Annotated in this window: 18 protein-coding genes and 1 pseudogene; 13 read left to right on the top strand and 6 right to left on the bottom strand. The window is 63.9% G+C overall.

The features are described 5' to 3' along the window. The 4 genes and pseudogenes from HV765_RS17970 to HV765_RS17955 form a co-directional block, all read left to right on the top strand. Positions 1-265: pseudogene (locus HV765_RS17970) on the top strand (DEAD/DEAH box helicase); the annotation flags it as partial. 56 nt (positions 266-321) lie between these two features. Then, positions 322-951 (top strand): LysE family translocator, encoded by a 630-nt coding sequence (locus tag HV765_RS17965; RefSeq protein WP_054421011.1) that lies wholly within the window; start codon positions 322-324, stop codon positions 949-951. A gap of 110 nt (positions 952-1,061) precedes the next feature. Next, positions 1,062-2,669 (top strand): peptide chain release factor 3, encoded by a 1,608-nt coding sequence (locus HV765_RS17960; RefSeq protein WP_054421010.1) that lies wholly within the window; start codon positions 1,062-1,064, stop codon positions 2,667-2,669. 24 nt (positions 2,670-2,693) lie between these two features. Beyond that, positions 2,694-3,380: a hypothetical protein gene (locus tag HV765_RS17955; protein WP_175170501.1), complete on the top strand. Its 687-nt coding sequence runs from the start codon at positions 2,694-2,696 to the stop codon at positions 3,378-3,380. A gap of 84 nt (positions 3,381-3,464) precedes the next feature. Here HV765_RS17955 and bfr read toward each other — a convergent pair whose 3' ends face one another. The 4 genes from bfr to rpoN form a co-directional block, all read right to left on the bottom strand. Continuing rightward, a complete protein-coding gene (gene bfr / locus HV765_RS17950; protein ID WP_006216785.1) occupies positions 3,465-3,941 on the bottom strand; it encodes a bacterioferritin in 477 nt (158 codons plus the stop codon). Between the two features lie 387 nt (positions 3,942-4,328). After that, the gene (locus HV765_RS17945; RefSeq protein ID WP_054421008.1) at positions 4,329-5,240 is read right to left on the bottom strand and encodes a DMT family transporter; all 912 of its coding nucleotides are present in this window, start codon (positions 5,238-5,240) and stop codon (positions 4,329-4,331) included. A 253-nt stretch (positions 5,241-5,493) separates the two neighbouring features. Further along, positions 5,494-5,775, bottom strand: a complete 282-nt coding sequence (locus HV765_RS17940) for a (2Fe-2S)-binding protein (protein ID WP_050448875.1) — start codon at positions 5,773-5,775, stop codon at positions 5,494-5,496. Positions 5,776-5,899: 124 nt separating this feature from the next. Continuing rightward, entirely contained in the window at positions 5,900-7,327 is a 1,428-nt protein-coding gene (gene rpoN, locus HV765_RS17935) for an RNA polymerase factor sigma-54 (RefSeq protein WP_454668125.1), read from the bottom strand. 16 nt (positions 7,328-7,343) lie between these two features. Between rpoN and HV765_RS17930 the strand changes: the two genes are divergently transcribed. From HV765_RS17930 to leuA, 3 genes are all read left to right on the top strand, one after another. Continuing rightward, positions 7,344-8,000 (top strand): hypothetical protein, encoded by a 657-nt coding sequence (locus tag HV765_RS17930; protein WP_175170499.1) that lies wholly within the window; start codon positions 7,344-7,346, stop codon positions 7,998-8,000. A gap of 192 nt (positions 8,001-8,192) precedes the next feature. Further along, positions 8,193-9,173, top strand: a complete 981-nt coding sequence (locus HV765_RS17925) for a tripartite tricarboxylate transporter substrate binding protein (protein WP_175170498.1) — start codon at positions 8,193-8,195, stop codon at positions 9,171-9,173. Positions 9,174-9,570: 397 nt separating this feature from the next. Further along, a complete protein-coding gene (gene leuA / locus HV765_RS17920; protein WP_054421005.1) occupies positions 9,571-11,283 on the top strand; it encodes a 2-isopropylmalate synthase in 1,713 nt (570 codons plus the stop codon). Positions 11,284-11,428: 145 nt separating this feature from the next. Here the strand turns inward: leuA and HV765_RS17915 are convergent, their stop codons facing one another. Further along, positions 11,429-12,757, bottom strand: coding sequence for an amidase (locus HV765_RS17915; protein ID WP_054421004.1), 1,329 nt, complete (start codon positions 12,755-12,757; stop codon positions 11,429-11,431). Between the two features lie 320 nt (positions 12,758-13,077). On the opposite strand from HV765_RS17915, the gene HV765_RS17910 reads away from it, so the two are divergent. The 6 genes from HV765_RS17910 to HV765_RS17885 all read left to right on the top strand — a co-directional run bounded on the left by HV765_RS17910 (position 13,078) and on the right by HV765_RS17885 (position 19,114). Continuing rightward, a complete protein-coding gene (locus HV765_RS17910) occupies positions 13,078-14,091 on the top strand; it encodes a substrate-binding domain-containing protein (protein ID WP_175170497.1) in 1,014 nt (337 codons plus the stop codon). Positions 14,092-14,121: 30 nt separating this feature from the next. After that, the gene (locus HV765_RS17905) at positions 14,122-14,919 is read left to right on the top strand and encodes a phosphodiesterase (RefSeq protein WP_175170496.1); all 798 of its coding nucleotides are present in this window, start codon (positions 14,122-14,124) and stop codon (positions 14,917-14,919) included. A 123-nt stretch (positions 14,920-15,042) separates the two neighbouring features. Beyond that, positions 15,043-16,098 (top strand): ABC transporter ATP-binding protein, encoded by a 1,056-nt coding sequence (locus HV765_RS17900; protein WP_054421001.1) that lies wholly within the window; start codon positions 15,043-15,045, stop codon positions 16,096-16,098. 34 nt (positions 16,099-16,132) lie between these two features. After that, entirely contained in the window at positions 16,133-17,428 is a 1,296-nt protein-coding gene (locus tag HV765_RS17895; RefSeq protein ID WP_054421000.1) for an ABC transporter substrate-binding protein, read from the top strand. A 13-nt stretch (positions 17,429-17,441) separates the two neighbouring features. Beyond that, positions 17,442-18,317: a carbohydrate ABC transporter permease gene (locus HV765_RS17890; RefSeq protein WP_054420999.1), complete on the top strand. Its 876-nt coding sequence runs from the start codon at positions 17,442-17,444 to the stop codon at positions 18,315-18,317. Continuing rightward, entirely contained in the window at positions 18,314-19,114 is an 801-nt protein-coding gene (locus HV765_RS17885; RefSeq protein ID WP_006224480.1) for a carbohydrate ABC transporter permease, read from the top strand. Before HV765_RS17890 ends, HV765_RS17885 begins: the two co-directional genes overlap by 4 nt. A gap of 10 nt (positions 19,115-19,124) precedes the next feature. On the opposite strand, the gene HV765_RS17880 is transcribed toward HV765_RS17885, so the two are convergent. Continuing rightward, on the bottom strand, positions 19,125-19,442 hold the full coding sequence (locus tag HV765_RS17880) for a hypothetical protein (protein ID WP_054420998.1): 318 nt from the start codon (positions 19,440-19,442) through the stop codon (positions 19,125-19,127). Positions 19,443-19,481: the final 39 nt, after the last annotated feature.

Here is a 19,481-nt window from a genome sequence, read left to right as displayed (position 1 = left end):
CGCCGGCCGTTCGCGCCCCGCGCAAGGCCAACCCCGCGCCGCTGCTGGCGGCCGCGCCCCCGCGCCGGCCCGTGCTGGCGGCGAAGGCCGTGGCAATGGCGGCGCGCGTGATGGCAAGCCTGCTGACCGTCCGGCACATGCCGGCCGCGGCGAAAGCCGTCCGCAGCAAAGCCAGCGCCGTCCGGAGGGCTCTGGCCGTCCGGCTGGCAACGGCGGTTCGGGCCGCCCGTCCGGCGGTCCGCGCGCAGCCCTGCTCGGCAAGTAATTCCAAGCAGGTAATATCCCGGCACCCACATCCTGCGATCCAAGGACCCGCGCATCATGCCTTTATCCACCTGGTTGACGTTCTTCCTGGCCTCCTGGGCCATTTCGTTCTCACCTGGGGCGGGCGCGATTTCCGCGATGTCTTCCGGATTGAAGTACGGCTTTGCACGCGGCTACTGGAACACGGCCGGCCTGATCATGGGCATCCTGTTCCAGTTCGTCGTCGTGGCCGTAGGGTTGGGCGCGGTGCTGGCCACGTCCGAAATGGCCTTCAATGTGGTCAAGTACCTGGGCGTGGCTTACCTGATTTATCTTGGCGTGCGCCAGATCCGCACCGATGCCGCGCCCGTCGCGGTGGATGCGGGTGACCCCAAGCAGGCCTCGATCCGTGACCTCGTCATGCGCGGGTTCCTGATCAACACCATGAACCCCAAGGGCACGGTGTTCCTCTTGGCCGTGGTGCCGCAATTCGTGGACCCGGCGTTGGCGCTGACCCCTCAGTACGCCGCGCTGGCCGCCACGCTGGCTTTTACCGACCTCGTGGCCATGGGCGTGTACACGCTGCTGGCCGCACGCGTGCTGCGCATGCTGCGAGACGCCAAGCACATCCGCTGGATGAACCGGACCTTCGGTTCGCTGTTCATCCTGGCGGGCGTTTTTCTGGCGTCATTCCGCCGTCATTCCTGACGCTGACCCCGTGGGGCACGCACCGGCAACGGTGCGTGCCCCATGCGTTTCATGCACGTCGCCGGACCGCACCGGCTGGAAGATGCGGCGTTAAGTAGAATCCCCCGATCATGAATATCCCTCAAGAAGTCGCGCGGCGCAGAACGTTCGCCATCATTTCCCACCCTGACGCGGGTAAGACCACGCTGACCGAAAAGCTGTTGCTGTTCGCAGGCGCGATTCAGATCGCCGGCAGCGTTAAGGCGCGCAAAGCGTCGCGCCACGCCTCGTCCGACTGGATGGAAATCGAAAAGCAACGCGGCATTTCCGTGGCGTCCTCGGTGATGCAGATGGAATACCGCGACTGCGTCATCAACCTGCTCGACACCCCGGGTCACCAGGACTTCTCTGAAGATACCTACCGGGTGCTGACGGCGGTGGACGCCGCGCTGATGGTGATCGACGCCGCCAACGGCGTGGAACCCCAGACGATCCGCCTGCTGCAGGTTTGCCGCGCGCGCAACACGCCCATCATCACGTTCATCAACAAGATGGACCGCGAAGTGCGCGAGCCGCTGGAACTGCTGTCTGAAATTGAAGGCCACCTGGGCATGGACGCCGTGCCGTTCTCGTGGCCGGTGGGCATGGGCAAAGCGTTTGGCGGCGTGTTCGACATCCGCCGCGACCGCATGCGCGTGTTCCGCCCCGGCCAGGAACGCCGTTCCGACAACGACGACGTCATCGAAGGCCTGAGCAACCCTGAAATCGCCCGCCGTTACGGCTCGGCATTCGACCAGGCCAGCGGTGAGATCGAACTCATCAACGAAGCCGCTCCCGCGTTTGACCGCGAGCAGTTCCTGGCCGGCAAGCAGACCCCGGTGTTCTTCGGTTCGGCCATCAACAACTTCGGTGTCCAGGAAGTGCTGGATGCGCTGGTCGACCACGCGCCGCCCCCGGGCCCGCGCATGGCGCTGCAACGCGAAGTGCTGCCCGAAGAGCCCAAGTTCACCGGTGTGGTGTTCAAGGTGCAAGCCAATATGGACCCCGCCCACCGCGACCGCGTCGCCTTCGTGCGCGTCAGCTCGGGCCGCTTTGAACGCGGTATGCGTTTGAAGGTGGCTCGCACCAACAAGGAAATGCGCCCGAACAACGTGGTGTCGTTCCTGTCGCAGCGGCGCGAGCTGCTGGACGAAGCCTATGCCGGCGACGTGATCGGTATTCCGAACCACGGCGTGCTGCAACTGGGCGACGTGCTGACCGAAGGCGAAACGCTGCAGTTCACCGGCTTGCCGTTCTTCGCCCCGGAACTGTTCCAGGCGGTGGAAGTGAAGGACCCGTTGCGCACCAAGCAACTGCGCACCGGCCTGACCCAATTGGGTGAAGAGGGCGCCATTCAGGTGTTCCGCCCCGAGGCAGCAGGCGGCTCCTTGCTGCTGGGCGCCATCGGCCAACTGCAGTTCGAAGTGGTCGCCCACCGGCTCAAGACGGAGTACGGCGCGGACGCCAGAATGCTGCCCTCCCGCTACACAATGGCACGTTGGATTACGTCTGAAAACCCGAAGGCGCTGCGCAAGTTCATGGATGCCAATGCGGCTCATATCGCCTATGATGTCGTCGATGCGGCGGCGTTTTTGATCAGTTCCCCTGCGCAGTTGCGCGTAGCCGAGGATCTGTATCCCGAAGTGAAATTCCATGCCATGCGCGAACACGGCGGCAAGGTTTTCGGGGACAAGGCGTAAACCCGTTCGGGTTCCGCACGGCAGATGAGGGTAGCAATGTCTTGGCGTTTATTATTCGCAACGCTCCTGATCGCGCTTGGCGCGTCGGCCTGGGGCGGAATTCAATTGGGTGACTGGCTGGTGGCGCATGCGCCGCCCGCCGCACCTGCTCCTGGTCAGGACGCGGCAGCTTCGCAGCAGCCCGTTCTGGACGCCAACGGACGTCCGTATGTGGCGCAGCCTCCGCAGCCGCGCATTGACGGCACGTTGGGTGTGCCGGATAAACCGGCCGACCGGCAATGGCAGGTCAATACGGTGTCGTTGTTCGACACCGTCAGCGATCCGGCCGTCAAACTTTCCCGCGAACGCATCACCCCGGAACAAGCTCGCGAAATCGCAGCCGCCTCCGAAGTGCCGCTGCCGTCGGGTACGTCTGACGTGACCACCATGGATCTTCAAGTACCGGGCACCTCTACCGCCATCAATGGCGGCCAGGCGCAAGCGGGCGGCTACGGCACCCCGCAAATGGTGCAAGCGCCTCCGCCCCCGCCCAATACGTCGCCGGCACCGGGCGCGCCGGGCTGGCAAGACGCGCTCAAGCGCGAACTGGCCCAATGCGCGACCCAAGGCTTCTTCGAACGCCCGTCGTGCTCGTGGAACGCGCGCAATAAATACTGTGCGCCTAACCGCGCCTGGGGCACGATGGCCGAATGCCCGGCCCGCCCGCAGTAAGCCCGATCCGCAGCTGATGCTGCAAAAAATAATGGCGCCCCGTGGGGCGCCATTATTTTTGCCTTGGCAGATAACGCGTGCGCGTTATTCCGGCACGGACATCTGGCTTTGCAGGTAGTTCTGAATACCGACCTTGTCGATCAGATCGATCTGCGTTTCCAGATAATCGATGTGCTCTTCGGTGTCGTCCAGGATGTCCTGGAACAGATCGCGCGAGACGTAATCACGCACCGATTCACAGTAGGCAATCGCTTCCACGACGGTGGCGTGCGCGGCTTGTTCCAGCTTCAAGTCACAGGCCAGCAGCTCGGGCACGTCTTCACCGATCAGCAGCTTGTGCAGGTCTTGCAGGTTGGGCAGGCCATCCAGCATGAAGATGCGGGCGATCAGGCGATCCGCGTGCTTCATTTCACCGATGGATTCTTCGTACTCGTGCTTGCCCAGCTTGTCGAAGCCCCAATGATTCAGCATGCGGGCATGCAGGAAATATTGGTTGATGGCCGTCAGTTCGTTGGTCAGTTGCTTGTTCAGAAACTGGATGACGGTTTTGTCGCCTTTCATAATGGACTCCTTGCAGTCAGGCGCGACGCGAGTGCATCGCGACAGAGGAGCGCACGATGCCGCGCGTACGCAACCCCGGCAGACTACCATCAGCCGGCAGGCCGCGCCTAGCCTTGCGCTGCATTTGGTAAACCGCTTTAGAACCGCTACAAGAAAGCGATACGCCAATGAGAATGAGTATGCGTGCGTGATGCCTTGCACAGACAAGGCAAGGGTTATGCGGCCTGTGCGGCATCGATGTGCGGGAATCGACCCCTATATTGCTCGCGCCATGTTCAATATCGCGCAGCCAACCGACGAATATCGACCTGAAGATGGCGTTATGTGCTTCGTTGCATATCGGCAACCCAAACGCGCCAACACCTCACATTCTGTCTTGCGAGCCGATCAGGCCGCTTTGCGCGTGGTCAACCAGATGCCGAATGCAATCGGCACAATGCCCAGCAAATCCAGCCACGACACCGGTTCGCGCAGCACCAGCCAACCAAACAACAAGCCCAGCGGCGGCATCAGAAAGTGCAGCGCGCTGGCCGATGTGGCGCTGGCGCGAGTCAGGATCATGAACCACAGGTAGTACCCGCCCATCGACACCGCCACGATCATGTAGGCCATGCTCCACGCGAGGCTCGCGGTCAGGCGCGCATCGCCCAGGCTTTCGTTCATCAGCGCGAAAGGCAGCAAGGCCACGGCCGCTGCCAACGATTGAATGCCGGTCGCCGTCCACAGGCCCGCCTGCGGCTTCAAGCGCTTGTAGAGCAGCGTACCGGCCACGAGCGCAATCAGGCCACCCGTGACGAGCAGCGTGCCATGCAGGTCCTCCTGCATGCCGCTCAAGCGCGACCGCAGCACCAGCGCCACGCCCGCCAGCCCCAGGCACAAGCCCAGCAGCTTGCGCCAGCTGAGTTGCTCTCCCAGCACTGGCCCCGCCAACACGCCGATCAACAAGGGGTTGGTGCTGATCAGCACGGCGGTGAAGGCGGAGGACACGGTGATCATCCCGGACCAGCTCAGGCCCAGGTACAGCGCGTTGTTCAGCACGCCCAACAGAATCAGCGCGACCAAGTCACGCGCGCTGGGCCGCTTGCCTTGGCGGCTGGCCACGGCGATGCCCAGCATCAAGGCGCCGGCGATCAGGAAACGGATGGTCAGAAGCGTCAGGGGCGGGCAGTCCCGCACCGCGATTTTGGCCGCCGCAAAGGCGGAACTCCACAAGAAGCAGAATGCGGCGATCGGCACCCAACTGATCCCCGGCGCGCCGTTGGCGGTCGAGGCGGTGGAAACGGCAGGCGTGGCCTTCATCGGAGATCCAGGTGGACAGGGCGCCACGCATGCCGCGTGGAGCAGGCATTCTGCGCGCCTGCCCAGGCGTGCGCAACCCATCAGCGAGCGGATCGCAATGGCCGGGAGGTTCTAAGAAAGCGGGGGGATCTTGCGGGAGGAAATGCGGAGCGACGGGGCGCGGGTGAAATGCGGAAAGAATGCGTGAAGAATGCGGGAAGAAAACAGCGCGGCCCGCTGCGTCAGGCAGCGAGCCGGAAATGGCGGGTCAAGCTCAGCCTGCGGCGACCAGCGGAATGGGGAAGCTGCTGTTGTTGGCAGCCGCACCCGACTCCACGAGCGTGGCAGGAGCATTGACCGGAACGGCAATGGAGCGGACGTCGCATACGCTGGAGCAGCGGCCGCCTGGCAGGTATTCGGCGGCGGTTGCCGCGCAGCAGCCGCAGCACGTGGCTACGCCCAGCTCGAATTGCAGGTCGGACAGGGTCGTCGCGCCTCCGTCCACGCTGGCGCGGACTTGGCGTTCGGTGATGGCATTACATACGCAAATGTACATGCGAATGATTATCGAAAATTATTCAGCGGATGACAAGTCCCCTGCGATAAAAAAAATTTGCAACGGATTTGTCACGCAAGCCCTTGAAAGATTGGACGAATCTTAAAAAGATTCGTCCCCTATTTCAACGCGCCGAGGCCTGCGCCTTGCGCACCGTTGCGGGGGCAATCCGCAGCGCTTCGCGGTACTTTGCCACCGTCCGGCGGGCGATCACTATCCCCTGATCGGCCAGTTTTTGCATGATCTGGCTGTCGGACAAAGGCTTGGCACGGTTCTCGTCTGCCACCATTTGGCGGATAAACGTCTGCACCGCGGTGGCCGAGGTGGCGTCGCCGCCATCCGTGGAAACGCCCGCGCCAAAGAAGCGCTTGAGCTCCAGCGTGCCAAACGGAGTGAGCATGTACTTCTGCGTTGTGGCCCGTGAAATGGTCGATTCGTGCAAACCAAGCTCGCCCGCGATGTCTTTCAGAATCAGCGGACGCATGGCCGATGGCCCCTGGCTGAAGAACGCAGTCTGGCGTTCAACAATGGCTTGAGCCACCCGCAGGATCGTGTCAAAGCGCTGTTCGACGTTGCGGATCATCCATCTAGCCTGCTGCAACTGGGATTGCAGCCCGGCATGCGCGGATTCTTTCTGGTTGCCCAGCATCTGCGCATACAGCCCGTTGATCTGCAGGCGCGGCACGGCGGCGCTATTAAGCGTCACCTGCCAGCCGCGCCGGGTTTTACGCACGATGACGTCCGGCACGGCATAGTCGGCAGCCGGCACGGTCCAGGCGCGGCCCGGGCGCGGCTCCAACCGCAAGATCAGTGAATGCGCGGCGCGGAAGGTGGGGTCGTCACAGCCAGCGGCTGCGCACACACGTGCGGCGTTGCCCGTCGCCAACAGCGGAAGGTGCTGCGCACAGATCTGACGCGCGCACGCCAACACGGCGGGGTCCGCGGCTTCGGGCAGGCGGGTCAGGTCGGGGTTGCGCAGCTGCAACAGCAGGCAGTCGGCCATATCGCGGGCCCCGATGCCAACCGGGTCGAACGATTGCAACAGCGACAATGCCGCGCGCAGCTCGTCCAGGTCAGGCTCCATTTCGGCGGGCAGCCAGCTGAGGATTTCTTCCAGGGGAGACCCCAGGTAGCCGTTCTCATCCAGCTCGTCGATCAGCAGCCCCGCCAGCGCGGCGTCTCGCGGCGCCGCGCGCGTCAGCATTAGCTGGCCCAGCAGGTGCTCGCGCAGCGTATCGGGCCGCGCCGCCTCGGGCGGGCCGGAATCGTCATCGGAATAGACCCCGCCCGAACCCGGCATTTCGTCCACCGGCGTTTCGCGTTCGGCCGCCGGCTCGTCGTCCTGCACGGAAGATTCGCGCTCGGACTCGGCTTGCGCCTCGGCCGCGGGCGTGTCGTCTTCACGTTCCAGCAGGGGGTTGTCCGCGAGCACTTGCGAGATCTCAGCCTCGAGGTCGAGCGTAGACAACTGCAACAATCGTATCGATTGTTGTAGCTGAGGGGTCAGCGTCAAATGCTGGCCAGGTCGCAGTTCTAAAATTGGACGGGTCATAGGTACAATATTTTGCATGATGAATCTGACTTCGCCCGCAAGCGTTCGCCAGGACAGCCGACTTATCGGCCAGACCCTGCTCAAATTGGCGCTTCCCCGACTCGTTGTGCGCGCGATAGTCATCGCCGTCGCCGTCGTCCTTTGGTATCTCGTCGCCTCGTGGATACTGGATTTCGGCAAACGCATGAACTACGACTTCCTGCATACCCTGGGCCAGCCCACCCAGGACATGGCGCAGAAAGTGAATCCGTATATCTGGTGGGTCGTCGTCGCCATCTGGAGCTTGATCGTCTTCTTCTCGGTGCGCGCCTGGTTCTCGGCCAGCCTGGCCTCGGGCGCGGCGACGCCGGTGGGTACCGATGTGCTGGCAGAACTGGCGCCGAACCTGTCGGAAGAGTCTCTCGGCGTGCTGCGCTGGACGTGGGGCGACCGCCAAGAGCCCTTCACTGTAGGCGACTTGCGCCGCTCACTGTCTGAAATTCGCCACAATCGCATCGGCAAGATCGCGATGGTGGCCGAACAGGCGCAAATCCTGGAAGGCGCCGCGAGCCGCCCCACGCGCGATCCGCGCGACGATGGGCGCCGCGAGCCGCGCAGCGAAGTCCGTGGTGAGGTCCGCGGCGAACCCCGCGGCGACCGCTACGTCGAACCGCGCATCGGCCCGGCCCGCTAAGCGCCGAACGCATCACACGCAGACTTCAGGCCGCCCACAAGGCGGCCTGTTTGTTTCAGTCCTCTGCCAGCCGGCTTTTTCTATACTGGCCCCTCCAGGCTCGCGCAACCGCGGGCCGCGCACACACACCAAACCATATCTACCGGCCCCGAGACAGGCCGGATGCGCGGCCGGCCCCTGGAGTTGTTCATCATGTTCCGACCCCCCGTCCGGTATGCCTCCGGCCTGTTGTTGGCCTGTTCGGCCGCGTTCGCTGCCACGCCGGCCCTGGCCGCCGCCTGGCCTGACAAGCCCATCACCTTCGTCGCCCCGTTCAGCGCGGGCGGCGCCAATGACCTCGTTGCGCGGATCATCGCGAAAGCGGTGGGTTCGACTTTGAACCAGACGGTCATCGTAGAAAACCGCCCCGGCGCGGGCGGCGTCGTAGGCGCTGCGCACGTCGCACGCAGCGGCGCTGATGGCTACACGTATCTGGTCGGCAGCAACGGCACCGTCACCAACAGCCTGATCCGGTCAGACCAGCCCTACAAGGATGAAGAGCTGACGCCTGTGGCGCTGCTGTCCATCACGCCGTCCGTCATTGTGGCCAACCCGTCCAACCCCGCCAAAGACCTGAAGGACTTCGTTGGGCGCGCCAAACAGGCCAAGACCGACCGCATCACGTTTTCCACCGCCGGTAACGGCAGCACGCCGCATTTCGTGGCGGAGATGGTCAAGGAAGCGACTGGCCTGCCCGTGGAGCCCATTGCCTACAAGAGCGGTTCGGAAGGCGTGACGGCGGTGATCGGCAACCAGGTCGACGCCACCTCGGAAGCCAGCATCGTGACGCTGCCACTGATCCAGAGCGGCAAGCTCAAGGCGCTGGCCACGACCTGGGACAAGCGCATGGCCAGCGCGCCCGACATTCCGACGACCGCCGAACAAGGCTTCCCGGCCATTCGCATCGGCCACTGGGCAGGCTTGTTCGCACCCGCTGGGACGCCCGCCGACGTATTGGACAAGATGAACGCCGCCGTCGAAAAATCTTTGCAGACCAAAGAAGTGCAGGACGCCTTGCGCCAAAGCAGCATCGAACCGGGCGGCGGCTCGCGCGCAAGCTTCGTTGAATTCGCAGCAAGTGAGCGCGAACGTCTGGGTAAAGTCGTGAAAAACGGGCATATGCAGACGCAGTAACTTCGTCTGATTTCTGGCCAAACCCGCGCGGGGATGCGATGCGTCCCCCGCTTTTTCTGTTTGCGCTGGCTGGCAAAGTGTGTTTGACTAGCAACCTATGGCCGCTTACCGCACCTCCCTCGCGATTGCCACCGGACGCTCCGCCGCTCCGGTCGCCGGCCTGCGCGCTCGTTCCTTCAACGCCGCCGCGCTATCGCTATACCTACCGATCGGTTGCCGGGCCTAGTGTCCCCGTGGTAGCTCGGCAGCCACGTTTGCCACACGCGATTTCCCCTTTTTAGATGTGAATCCTGCCGGTCAATCACGGCAAATCCAGGCACAAGACCGTCATCCGGTCATACGTGCCGCCGAGACTTAGTGCTCCCGGGATTCAAAAGAAACCGATCGAGGTGTAGTAATGATGCTTGCCAACCCCGCCACCAAATACGTCCCCTTCGCGCCCTTTACCCGCGATTTCTCCGAACGCACCTGGCCCAGCCGCCGCATCACCAAGGCGCCGATCTGGATGAGCACGGACTTGCGCGACGGTAACCAGGCCCTGATCGAACCCATGAGCGTCGAGCGCAAGCTCCGCTTCTTCGAACAGTTGGTGAAGATCGGCTTCAAGGAAATCGAAGTCGGTTTCCCGTCGGCCTCCCAGACCGACTTCGATTTCGTGCGCAAGCTCATCGAGGAAAAGCGCATTCCCGACGACGTGACCATCATCGTGCTGACCCAGTCGCGTGAAGACTTGATCAGCCGCACCGTGGAAGCCGCCGCGGGCGCCAAGCAAGCCATCGTCCACATGTACAACGCGTGCGCACCGGCCTTCCGCAAAGTCGTGTTCAACATGACGAAGGAAGAGATCAAGGGCATCGCCACCACCGGCACGCGCCTGATCAAGCAATACACGTCGCAGCGCCCGGAAACCAAGTGGAGCTACGAGTACTCGCCCGAAGTGTTCAGCACGACTGAACCCGAATTCGCGCTGGAGGTCTCGGATGCCGTAGCCGACGTCTGGCAGCCCACGCCCGATCACAAGATGGTGTTGAACCTGCCCGCCACGATCGAGGCCACCAGCCCCAACCTGTACGCCGACCAGATCGAGTGGATGCACAAGAACCTGGCCCGCCGCGACAGCATCGTGCTCAGCGTGCACCCGCATAACGACCGCGGCACCGCTGTGGCTGCCGCCGAATTCGCCGTGATGGCCGGCGCGGACCGCATCGAAGGCTGCCTGTTCGGCAGCGGCGAACGCACGGGTAACGTCGACCTTGTCACGCTCGCCTTGAACCTCTACACGCAAGGCGTGCACCCGGGGCTGGACTTCTCCGACATCGACGAAGTGCGCCGCTGCGCCGAATACTGCAACCAATTGCCGGTGCACCCGCGCCACCCGTACGCGGGCGACCTCGTCTTCACCGCGTTCTCCGGTTCGCACCAGGACGCCATCAAGAAGGGCTTCGCGCTGCAAGCAGCCGACGCCGTCTGGGAAGTTCCGTACTTGCCGATCGACCCCGCCGACCTCGGCCGCAGCTACGACGCCGTCATCCGCGTGAACAGCCAATCGGGCAAGGGCGGCGTGTCGTACCTGCTTGAACAGGAACACGGCCTGGTCTTGCCGCGCCGCTTGCAAATCGAATTCAGCCGCGCCATTCAGCGCGTCACTGACGAGACCGGCCGCGAAGTCACCGCTGACGACGTGCACACGATCTTCAACCGCGAATACCTTGAACAGAAGTCGCCGTGGAAGCTGATCCGCCACCGCATCGACGGCAATCCGTCGGCCGGCGAAGGCCAGCACTTCAGCATCGAAGCCGAACTCGAATACAACGGCGAACGCCGCATCGTGACCGGCAAGGGCGACGGCGCCATCTCGGCCTTTGTGGCCGCGCTGGACGTGCCCGTGCGCATCATGGACTACCACGAGCACGCCATCGGCACCGGCACCGACACGCGCGCCGCTTCTTACGTGGAACTGCGCGTGGGTGAATCCAGCACGGGCTTTGGCGTGGGCATCGACCGCGACATCGTCACCGCGTCGTTCCAGGCTGTGCTGAGCGCCGTCAACCGCCACATCAACTCGGGCGCCGTCACGGCGGCCGAAACGGAAACCGCCGAGACCGCGTAATCCGCATCTCTGGCCTCCAGTAAGCGCCTGACGCAAGCCCGAAACATGGGCGTGCGGCCCCCAAGAACACACCGCTTCTTGGCGCGGCACGGCAACAAAAAAGCCCGCCTTATCTGGCGGGCTTTCTGCTTTCAACGCACCGGTTTCAGCCGCGCGGCCACATGTCGGATGCGCCGATGTCAGGCGTGTTTGCGGCCAGCAACTGCTTGTGCACCCACGCGCCAATGGCCAGCGTGCGGTAGTCGTCGTAGCGCTGCCCGATCAGCTGCAAGCCAACGGGCAAGCCTTGCGGGCCGGTTGCAAAGGGCAGGTTCAGGCAGGGCAGGCCAAACAGCGTCCAGGCGCGCGAGAACTGCGGGTCACCCGTACCCAAGTCAGCGAAAGGCGCTTCGCCCGCCGCGCTGGGCGCTAGCACCACATCGAATTCATCGAACCAGCTGTTTACCCGCGCGCGGGATTCTTCAGCACGCGCCAGATTTCGGATGTGTTCCTCTGCCGTGATCTGCGCGCCCGCTTCCAGCACCGCTTGAATCTTGGGGCTGAGCTGGCTGGCGTGTTCCAAGCGTTCGTAAGCCAACGACTGCGAGGCCTCGAACGCCATGATGTCGGCATGCAGCTGCACCAGCATGCAGTCCTGCGGCGGCAGCGGCACTTCTTGCACGAAGGCGCCTGCCCGGGACAACGTGGCGGCGGCCTGTGCGAAGGCTTCCTTGGTTTCGGCCTGCGCATGCCGCCATTGCAGCGTGCGGCACATGCCGATGCGCGGCTTGCCCTCGTAAGCCAGATTCAGCAAGCGCGGGTCACGCATCATGACCGATGCGAACAGCGCCACGTCTGGCACCGAGCGCGCGAAGCCGCCCACCGTGTCCAACGATTCGGCCAGACTCTTCACGCCGGCTCGCGGCACCGCACCAAAGGTCGGCTTGAAACCCACGATGCCGCAGTAAGACGCGGGGCGGATGATGGAGCCCGCGGTTTGCGAACCCAGCGCAAACGGCACCATGTCGTCAGCCACCGCAGCGGCCGAACCGCTGGACGAGCCGCCCGGCGTGTAGGCCTCGTTGCGTGGGTTGCGGGTGGGGCCGGCTTGATAGGTCGCGAATTCCGTGGTGACCGTCTTGCCAACCACTACTGCGCCCGCACCACGGCACAACGCCACGGCGGCGGCATCCAGGCCGGGGCGGTGGCGTTCATAAATGGGGGAGCCGTAGCGGGTGGGCAGGTCGAACGTGTCGAACAGGTCTTTCACGCCGATCGGCAAGCCATGCAATGGCCCGCGCAAGGCGCCGCTATCGAGCACTTGCGCATGGTCCAGCGCCGCCTGCTTTTGCAGCGCCGTCCAGGCATGGATGGTGTTTTCGCGCTGCTCGATGCGGGCAAAGCAGGCCCGCACCAATTGCACCGCAGTTAACTCGCGCCGTTGCAGCTTGTGCGCCGCTTCCAGCGCGCCAAGTCTGTTTAAGGCAGTAGACATGATCCTTTCCTCTTTACCGGAGCCGCGCATCACGCGTGGCAGCTGAACTCCGCACCCGGTCCCCTTGACCGAGGGTCTGTCCTGGCTTGCCCCGCGCGATGGGCGACGAGGTTAAAGCGGACTGATCCCAACCATTGTGCGCGTTGCGTCAATTAGGAAAAACACCGAAAACACCTTGTTTTACGGGGTAAACCGACTGCGCTGCGCCATGGCTTTCTGTTGTTGCGGCGTCACCAGCATAGCGCAAACCCGTGCAATACAAAGTTCATATTTGTCTTGTAAGATGAAATCGTTTTCAGTAAACCGACAGCAATATAGATATGGCTACGCGCCCGTCGCCCCGCTTTTCCATCATTGAAGTGGCTCGCAAGGCGGGGGTTTCTCCGGCGACGGTGTCGCGCGCGTTCAACCAGCCCGAGATCGTGCACCCCGACACGCTGGCGCATATTCGCAATGTGGCCAAGCGCGCCGGCTTCCGTCCGAACCGCGTCGGCCGCAGCCTGCGTTCGGGCAGCACGCGCACCATCGGACTGATTCTTCCCACGTTGTCGAATCCCGTCTTCGCCGAGTGCTTTGAAGGCGCGGAACGGCGTGCGCGCGAATCGGGCTATAGCGTGATGCTGACCGCCACCGGCTACGACCCCGCCGTGGAATCGGCAGCGGTGCAAGGGCTGATGGACCATCAGGTGGATGGCCTGATCCTGACCGTGGCCGACGTCAACAAAAGCGCCACACTGGACGATCTGGACAGCGCCGGCATGCCGTACGTGCTGGTCTACAACGAATCCAACACGCATCCGTTCGCGTCCGTCGACAACCGCGCGGCAGCCAGCGACATGGTCGCGCACCTGGCCGCGTTGGGCCATCGCCGCATTGCACTGGTGACGGGTCCGCTGACCGCGTCCGACCGTGCGCGCCGACGGCTGACCGGCGCGCGCGCCTGCGCGAAGAAGCTGGGCCTGGACACCGTGCAGCACATCGCCATGAGTTCACACACGGGCAGCGACGCCGACGTGCTGAAAGCCGCGCTGCGCCGCAAGCAGGCGCCCACGGCGCTGTTCTGCTCGAACGACCTGCTGGCCACGGCCGTCATCGCCGACCTGGTGGCGCTTGGGCTGCGCGTGCCCGCCGATATTTCCGTCAGCGGCTTCGACGGCATGCGATTCGGCGCCTTGCTGACGCCGCCCTTGACGACCGTGGCGCAGCCCAGCGATGGCATCGGACAAACCGCGTGCTCGAATCTGCTGGCGCAGATTCACGGCCAGCCGCCCCAATCGAATCGCCTGCCGCACTGCATCGTGGTCGGCGGCACCGCGGCCGCCGTGCGCCGCTGATCCCATCCCTTCCGACATTCCGCACGCATCATGCTCATCGCACAAATCACCGACCTGCACATGCGCACCCCGGGCGACAAGGCCTACGGCATCATCGACCCGGCTGCGTTTCTGGCACCTGCCGTGCGCGCGCTCAATGCCCTGACGCCGCGCCCCGACTGCGTACTGATCACGGGCGACCTGACCGACCTTGGCCGCCCGCACGAATACGCGGTGCTGCGCGAACACCTGCAAGCGCTGGAGATTCCGTACTTTCTCTTGCCCGGCAATCATGACGACCGCGCACAGCTGCGCGCCGCCTTCCCCGACCATGCTTACCTGCAAGATGGCGGCGACTTTATCCAGTACGCCATCGAAAACTATCCGCTGCGCATGCTGTCGCTGGACACGGTGGTGCCAATGAAGAGCCATGGCGAGCTATGCCAGGACCGCCTGGACTGGCTCGCCGCGCGCCTGGCGGAGCAACCTGACCGGCCCACGCTGGTGCTGATGCACCATCCGCCATTCCTGACGGGCATCGAACACATGGACGCCATCGGCCTGTTGGCCGGCGCGCCGGAACTGGAACGCATCATCGCGCGCTTTCCGAACGTTGAACGCGTGCTGTGCGGGCACTTGCACCGCACCATCTTCCAGCGCTTTGGCGGCACCATTGCGTCGACCTGTCCCGGCACCGCGCATCAGTTGGCGCTGGAGCTGGGGCCGCGCCCCACGCTGCAATACATCATGGAACCGCCGGGCTACCAGCTGCATTGGTGGCAAGGCAAGAACCTCGTCACCCACCACGCCGTTATCGGGGATTACCCCGGGCCTTATCCGTTTGCCTGAGCCGTAGAACGGGGGCTATAACCCCCGGGCATTGCCACGAATCCGTCATGTTTGCGCTGCACAATGAAAAGGTTTTCATAACAGGCAACAATGCGGATCTAACAATTAGATCGTCGAGACAGCATGTCATCCATCGTTCTGGATAACCTCACCAAACAGTATGGCGGCGCCGCCGCGATTCACGGCGTGAGCTTCACCGTGCCAGCGGGCAGCTTCACGGTGCTGCTGGGCCCGTCGGGCTGCGGCAAGTCGACCACGTTGCGCATGATTGCCGGATTGGACACGCCCACCTCGGGCACCATCCACATCGGCGACCGCGACGTCACCCAACTGCCGCCGGCCAAACGCCGCATATCGATGGTGTTCCAGTCGTATGCGCTGTTTCCGCATCTGTCGGTGCGCGAAAACATTCTGTTCGGCCTCAAGGTGCGCAAGGAACCGGCGCGTGATTTCGACCGCCGCCTGCAACGCGTGGCCGGGCTGTTGGGCCTGGGCCATCTGCTGGACCGCAAGCCTTCGCAATTGTCGGGCGGCCAGCAGCAGCGCGTAGCGCTGGGCCGCGCGGTGATTTCGGAAGCGCCGGTGTGCCTGATGGATGAACCGCTGTCGAACCTGGATGCGCAGCTGCGTCACGAGATGCGCCGCGAGATCCGGGCGTTGCAGCAAGACCTGGGCATCACGATGGTGTACGTGACGCACGACCAGACCGAAGCCATGAGCATGGCGGATCAGGTGGTGCTGTTGCGCGGCGGCCAGATCGAACAGCACGATACGCCCGACGCCTTGTACGCGCGTCCGGCCAGCGAATTTGCGGCGCGCTTCATCGGCACGCCCCCCATGAATCTGATCGGTCTGGCGAGCCCGCAAGGCGCCACCGTCATCGCCGGCACGCAGGGCCCCGTCATCGCGAATGCGCCGGCGGGTGCGGTCAAGCTTGGCGTGCGCCCCGAACACATCCGCATTGATGGCGACGGCATTCCCGCCACGGTGGAAAGCGTCGAGTACTTCGGCGCGGACTCCATCGTGGTCTGCCGCGTCGGCGATACCAGCGGCGTGGCCGTGCGCGTCGGCGGCCATTTACGCGCCCGTGCAGGCGAGGCCTTGCGCCTGTCCTGGCAGGACGCGCAGCAGCATTTCTTTGCCGCCGATTCGGCGGTCATCAACACCGTCGGGCGCTAGAAGACGCCCACATCCACAGGAAGGAAACGCCACCATGCGACGCATCGTACTGAAGACCCTGGCCGCCAGCCTGGCCGCCGCCTGCCTGTCCCTGCCTGTGCAGGCGCAGAACAAGCCCGTAGAAGTCGAGTTCTATTACCCGGTTGCCGTCGGCGGCCCGATCACGAAGATCGTTGACGACATGGTGGCGGACTTCCAGAAGGAAAATCCCGACATCAAGATCAAGCCGATCTACGCCGGCTCGTATCAGGATTCCATCGCCAAGGCGCTGACGGCGCTCAAGGGCGGCACGCCGCCGCAGCTGGCCGTGCTGCTGTCCACCGACATGTTCACGCTGATCGACGAAGACGCCATCGTGCCGATCGATTCGCTGGCGAAAAGCGACGCCGACAAGAAATGGCTGGGCGGCTTCTATGACGCCTTCATGCAGAACAGCCGTTCGGGCGGACACACCTGGGGCGTGCCGTTCCAGCGTTCGACCATCGTCATGTACTACAACAAAGACCTGTTCAAGGCCGCGGGCCTGGACCCCGAGCGCGCGCCCGCCACGTGGGCAGAGCTGGTCGACTACGGCAAGAAGCTGACCAAGCAGGATGCGTCCGGCAACACCACGCAATGGGGCATCGAGATCCCGTCGGGCGGCGCGTTCGCGTACTGGCTGTTCCAGGCACTGACCACGCCCAACGGGGCCATCCTGATGAACGAGGCGGGCAACGAGGTCTACCTGGACAAGCCGGCGGTGGTGGAAGCCGCGCAGTTCTGGCGCGACCTGTCGGCCAAGCACAAGATCATGCCGACCGGCACCATCGATTGGGGCACCACGCCGAAGGACTTCCTGGAGAAGAAGGCGGCCATGGTCTGGACCACCACCGGCAACCTGACCAACATCCGCAAGAACGCCGACTTCCCGTTTGGCGTGGCCATGATGCCGCAGCAAAAGCGCGGCGGCAGCCCCACGGGCGGCGGCAACTTCTACATCTTCAAGAGCGGCACGCCGGCGCAACAGCAAGCCGCGCTGAAGTTTGCGCAGTGGGTCACGACGCCGGAACGCGCCGCCGACTGGAGCATCGCCACGGGCTATGTCGCCGTGACGCCGGCCGCCTGGCAAACCGAAAAGATGAAGAAGTATGCGCAGGAAGTGCCGGCAGCGGCGGTCGCGCGCGACCAGTTGGAAGTCAGCGTGGCGGAGTTCTCCACGCATGAAAACCAGCGCGTCACCAAGACCCTGAACGACGCGCTGCAAGCGGCGCTGACGGGGTCGAAGACGCCGCAGCAAGCGCTGACCGACGCCCAGCGCGAGGCCGATCGCATCCTGCGTCCTTACAAGTAAACCGACAAGCACGATGAGCCGCTCTTTGAATGCGCTTTATGGCTGGCTGCTGTTGCTGCCAGCCATCGTGCTGCTCGCCGCGTTCACGCATTACCCGGCGGTGGCGACGCTCTGGCACAGCTTTTTCTCCACGCCCAAGGGCGCGCGCCCGGCGCGCTTTGTGGGCCTGGATAACTATGCCGTCATGCGTGACGATCCGGTGTTCTGGCAGTCGCTGTGGAACAACCTGTGGTTTGCGCTGGGCACGATCCCCACGTCAATCGGCATTGCGCTGATCATGGCGCTGTGGGTAAACCGCAATCTGCGCGGGCGCGGCTTTTTGCGCATGGCGTACTTCACGCCGACGGTGTTGCCGATGGTGGCGGTGGCCAACATCTGGCTGTTCTTCTACACGCCGCAGTACGGGCTGATCGCGCAGGTGATGGGCTGGTTCGGTTCGCCCGGCCCCAACTGGCTGGGTAACCGCGACACGGCGCTGCCGGCGCTGATGCTGGTGACGGTGTGGAAGGAGTCGGGCTTCTTCATGATCTTCTACCTGGCCGCCTTGCAGACGGTGTCGCCGTCGCTGCGCGAGGCCGCCATGCTGGAAGGCGCATCGCGCTGGCAGTATTTCCGCCGCATCCTGTGGCCGCTGCTGATGCCCACCACGCTCTTCGTGCTGATCAATGCGCTGATCAACGCGTTCCGTCTGGTGGACCACGTGGTCGTCATGACGCGCGGCGGGCCGGACAACGCCAGCACCTTGCTGCTGTATTACATCTACCAGGTGGGTTTCAGTTTCTGGGACACGGCTTACGCCGCCACGCTGACCGTCGTGTTGCTGGTGGTGCTGGCGCTGACCGCGCTCATCAAGTTCCGCTGGCTGGATCGCAGGACGCACTATCAATGAAAGACAAGCTCGATACCCTGGGCGCGTGGGCGCTGGGCCTGTTGTGGATTCTGCCGCTGGCCTACGCCATGTGGGCGGCGTTCCACCCGCCGGCCTATGCGACCCGCTTTGAACTGTTCGCCCCGCTGACGCTCGATAACTTCGCCCGCGCCTGGCAGGCCGCGCCGTTTCCGCGCTACTTCCTGAACACCTTCCTGCTTGTCACGATGGTGCTGGCGGCGCAGCTGGTGCTGTCCACGCTGGCCGGCTACGCGTTCGCGCGCTTCGAGTTTCGCGGCCGCGATTTCGTCTTCATGCTGGTGCTGTTGCAGCTGATGATCATGCCGGACGTGCTGCTGGTGGAGAACTACCGGTCAATGAGCCAGCTGGGCATTCGCGATACGGTGTTCGCGATCGGCCTGCCGTACTTTGCGTCGGCCTTTGGCATCTTCCTCTTGCGCCAGACGTTCAAGACGGTGCCGCGCGAGCTTGAAGAAGCCGCGCGCATGGAAGGCGCGAACGCCATGCAGATTCTGTGGAAGGTGTACGTGCCGCTGGCCAAGCCGATCTACGTGGCCTATGGGCTGGTGTCGGTCAGCCACCACTGGAACAACTTCCTGTGGCCGCTGATCATCACAAACTCCGTGGAGTCCCGGCCGCTGACGGTGGGGTTGCAGGTGTTCTCGTCGACCGATCAGGGTATCGATTGGTCGGTGATTACCGCGGCCACGCTGATGTCGGCCGCCCCCTTGCTGATCGCCTTCCTGCTGTTCCAGCGGCAGTTCGTGCAATCGTTCATGCGGGCGGGAATCAGGTAGCCGTGGCGGGTCAATAGCCGACCGTCAGCCCCGGCAAGTCCACCGTGATGCGCGGTCGCTCCAGCGCCAGCGCCAGGTTCTCTGCGAACTCACGCGCTTCTTTTTCGTCGGTGGACAGGGTGTCGTAGCCCAGGGCGTCGGCCACGCCCAGCACCTTGTCCAGCAACAGCACCTTGCCGCTGGGCCGCAAAGGTTCGCAGCCCAGGGTTTCCCAGGCGCCGTCGAACCAGTCGCGCGCTTGGGCTTGGCGTTGCGGAGACGTTTCCACGGTGGCGGTCAGGTCCAGCGAACGCCGGGGGTCAAAAACAATGGTGATGTCGCTGCGCATAGGGAATTCCTTGAAAAGGCGTCAGGCCGAAAGGGTAGG

Source organism: Achromobacter kerstersii, from assembly GCF_902859595.1.
GTDB classification, from domain to species: Bacteria; Pseudomonadota; Gammaproteobacteria; order Burkholderiales; family Burkholderiaceae_B; genus Achromobacter; species Achromobacter kerstersii.
This window is presented reverse-complemented; position numbering and strand designations above follow the sequence as displayed.